At 40.4% G+C, this 3,679-nt stretch carries 2 protein-coding genes and 1 pseudogene; all 3 read right to left on the reverse strand.

Features of this window, described 5'->3' with window-relative positions:
- Positions 1-342: 342 nt before the first annotated feature.
- Positions 343-1,662 (reverse strand): MATE family efflux transporter, encoded by a 1,320-nt coding sequence (locus AC058W_RS11825; protein WP_479390107.1) that lies wholly within the window; start codon positions 1,660-1,662, stop codon positions 343-345.
- Between the two features lie 67 nt (positions 1,663-1,729).
- Positions 1,730-3,130 carry a tRNA (N6-isopentenyl adenosine(37)-C2)-methylthiotransferase MiaB gene (gene miaB / locus AC058W_RS11830; protein ID WP_479390106.1) on the reverse strand — a complete coding sequence of 467 codons (1,401 nt, stop codon included), beginning with the start codon at positions 3,128-3,130 and terminating at the stop codon, positions 1,730-1,732.
- 82 nt (positions 3,131-3,212) lie between these two features.
- Positions 3,213-3,679: pseudogene (locus AC058W_RS11835) on the reverse strand (M14 family zinc carboxypeptidase); the annotation flags it as partial.

The following is a 3,679-nucleotide window of genomic DNA, read 5'->3' on the forward strand; positions in this document are numbered from 1 at the left end:
ACTGAAGTAACGAGAATGCGACGCGCGGTCATTCAAAGTAAATAGATATTTCGCAACTCATTCATATCGGATTAGCTAATATATTTTTCCATTCTATTCTCTGTCCTTTTCAAATACCCTATCTGGGTATCATTACAATGATTACTATATACCCCAATGGGGTATTTGTCAATACTATATTTTTATAAATCCCATACATCTCGAAGCATATTGCTGAAAATGGCGCAAACCGCAATATTCCGCAGATAAAACTCTGATTCTTTTATAACTATAAAAAGAGCCTTCACAGAAACGCCGTCCAGCCTATGTTGACAACAGTATTTTCTGCAAAAGCTCTTATTACTATCCTCTATGTACTTTTCTTCTTACAAAATAGAAGCAAATCACCTGCATAATGATCGTCAATATCCAGGATACCGGATAGGAAATAAACAGAATTGCCAGTGATCTGTGATGTGGAAAGATTCCAAAAATCCACACAATTCTGGTTCCAACTGTTCCGATTACAGACAAGATCATTGGAACACCGGAATGTCCCATTCCACGTAAAGCTCCCGGAAACAGATCCATGATTCCGCAAAGGAAATACGGTACTGTGGTATAGGAAAGAATTTCCATTCCACATCGGATTACATCTGTGTCCTTGGTGTAAATCTTAAGAAGTTCCGGTCCGAAGAAATAGGCACTGCATCCAAGTGTAAGTGCCGTAACCATGGAAATAATGATGCAGTCAATCAGAACTTTATCCATACGCTTAAACTTACGCACACCATAATTCTGACTGGTAAAACTCATACATGCCTGTGTAACAGAGTTCACAGCTACATACAGAAATCCAAAAATATTATTGGCTGCTGTATATCCCGCCATGGCAATCGATCCAAAAGAATTTACAGAAGACTGCAATAATGCATTGGAAAAATTAATGACTGTGCTCTGGATTCCCGCTGGAATTCCCACCTGGAAAATCTGTTTCAGATAATCCTTATTAATCCTGAGTTTCGAAAAATACAGCTGGTAACTGGTCTGCGAATTACATAAACATCTGATTACCAGAATACAGGAAATCATCTGGGAAATTACTGTAGCAATGGCAACTCCTGCCACATCCAGATGAAATATAATCACAAGTATCATGTTTAATATGGCATTCACAACTCCTGAAACAACTAAGAAAATCAATGGCCTTTTCGTATCGCCTACCGCTCTTAAAATTGCTGCTCCATAATTATATAACATAAAAAACGGCATACCAAGAAAATAAATTTTCATGTACAGAGCTGACTGTCCGATTACATCCGCAGGTGTCCCCATTAATTCCAACGCACCCCGGGAAAAAATCAGTCCAACAAATGCCATAACCACACCACTGATCAACGCCAGAGTTACCGAAGTATGAACCGTATCCGACATCTCTTTGCTTTTACCGGCTGCAAAAAAACGGGCAGCAAGTACATTCGCACCAAGCGAGATTCCGATAAACAGGTTAGTAAACACATTAATCAGTGCAGTGGTAGAACCTACCGCTGCAAGTGCCTGACTTCCACTGAATCGTCCAACCACCACGATATCTACAGCATTGAACATCAGCTGTAAAATACCCGACAGCATTAAAGGCAATGAAAACGAAATCAGCTTGTCCATGATGGTTCCGTTGCACATATCTATTTCGTATTTATTTTGTTTCACTTTATCTTCCACCCTCTATAGTCCTGTTTTTCTGCCGGAATCAGTCTACAAGTGTTCCGAAATAGTAGAATCCCTTGCAGGTGTCCAGTTTTACTTTCACATATTTACCGATCAGATCCTGACATCCCGGGAAATGAACGAGAAGATTGTATTCTGTTCTTCCTGTAAAGATCCCTTTTTCTTTGCTCTCTTCTTCTACAAGAATCTCCTGCACGGTTCCCTCAAAACGAGAAGAAGCCTTACGGCCTTTCTCCTGCACCAGTGCAAGGAGACGGTCAAAACGATCTTTTACTACATCTTCAGGTACCTGATTCTCCATTTTTGCCGCAGGTGTTCCGCTTCTCTTAGAGTAGATGAATGTGAATGCAGAATCGAAATCGCATTTCTCAACCACATCCAACGTATCCTGGAAATCTTCCTCTGTTTCTCCCGGGAATCCTACGATGATATCTGTAGTCAGGGAAATGTCCGGCACTGCTTTGCGGATTTTGCTTACAAGTTCCAGATATTTCTCTTTGTCATAACGGCGGTTCATAATCTTTAAGATACGGCTGCTTCCAGACTGCATCGGCAGGTGAAGGTGGTGGCACACTTTCTTGCTCTCAGCCATTGTCTGGATCAATTCATCAGAAAGATCCTTCGGATGAGAAGTCATGAAACGGATTCTCTTTAATCCCTCAATCGCCTCTACCAGCTTCAGAAGCTGCGCAAAAGTAACCGGATGCTCCAGCGTCTTACCATAAGAGTTAACATTCTGTCCCAGAAGCATTACTTCTGTCACACCATCTGCAACCAGTGCTTTGATTTCTTCCACGATTGCCTCCGGCTCGCGGCTCTTCTCTCTTCCTCTTACATACGGCACGATGCAATAGCTGCAGAAATTATTGCAGCCAAACATAATATTTACACCTGTTTTAAAGGAATATTTACGATCAGCAGGCATTCCCTCTACGATCTCATCAGACTCTTTCCAGACATCAATGATCTGTCCTTCTGTGTTTAAGCTTCTGTAAAAAAGTTCCGGAAATTTATGGAAATTGTGAGTACCGAAAACCAGATCTACAAAAGAATAATCCTTGTGAATCTTCTCGATAACTTCCGGTTCCTGCATCATGCATCCAAATAATACGATCTTCATCTCCGGTTTCTTTTTCTTAATGCTCTTTAAATGTCCAAGATGTCCATAAATCTTCAGGTTCGCATTCTCACGGACTGTGCAGGTATTATAGATAACAACATCTGCTTCTTCTTCCTTAAATACTTCTTTATAGCCCATTCGTTTTACGATTCCGGCTACTGTCTCTGTCTGCAGGGAATTCATCTGACATCCAGCATTCTGAATAAAGAAAGCTGGCTCTTTCTCATATTTTTCTTTAACGATCTCTGTGCATTTATTGATATATTCTAATTGTACTTTACTTTCCTGTGTATTATTGTTCACTCTTGATTCCTCATCTTTCTATAAAAAGTAATCTTCAGGGCGTCCTTTTTATCATACAAAATTTGTCCTCTTATGTCAAACGCTATTTTACAAACGCACCACTGTTTAACGAATAAATATATTCCAACGGAATCATTCTTAATTCCTCTATTTCTCCCTTACGGTAATCTGGGATTTCAATCGCCATAGAAGGCTGCCGGATCACTTCCGCATAAAATTGTTCCGGTGATCCCATATCTGGTTTTGTCCCTGTTTTTCTCGTCATTGCACCTCCGGCGATTCCTTTTTCCAGACGGTATCCTGAACATTTCTGCAAATGCCTTGCAAGCCGATAATTTCTTTGATTATAGGCAAATCCTTTCTCCTGTCTGCAGTAAATGATCTTTCCTCTTGAATAACTGAAGGTAAGAAGTCCTTCACTTGAATATTCCTGAAAAATATTGATCAGCGCCCTAGTCTCATTTTCACTGGCAGGTTCCTGATTGATTTTTTTGCGCTGATAATAATTTGTAGGGAAATTTCTCCGCAGATCAATCCCCCTGGCATTGC

The sequence above is a fragment of the Blautia sp. CGZ-1-C1 genome (assembly GCF_056504575.1).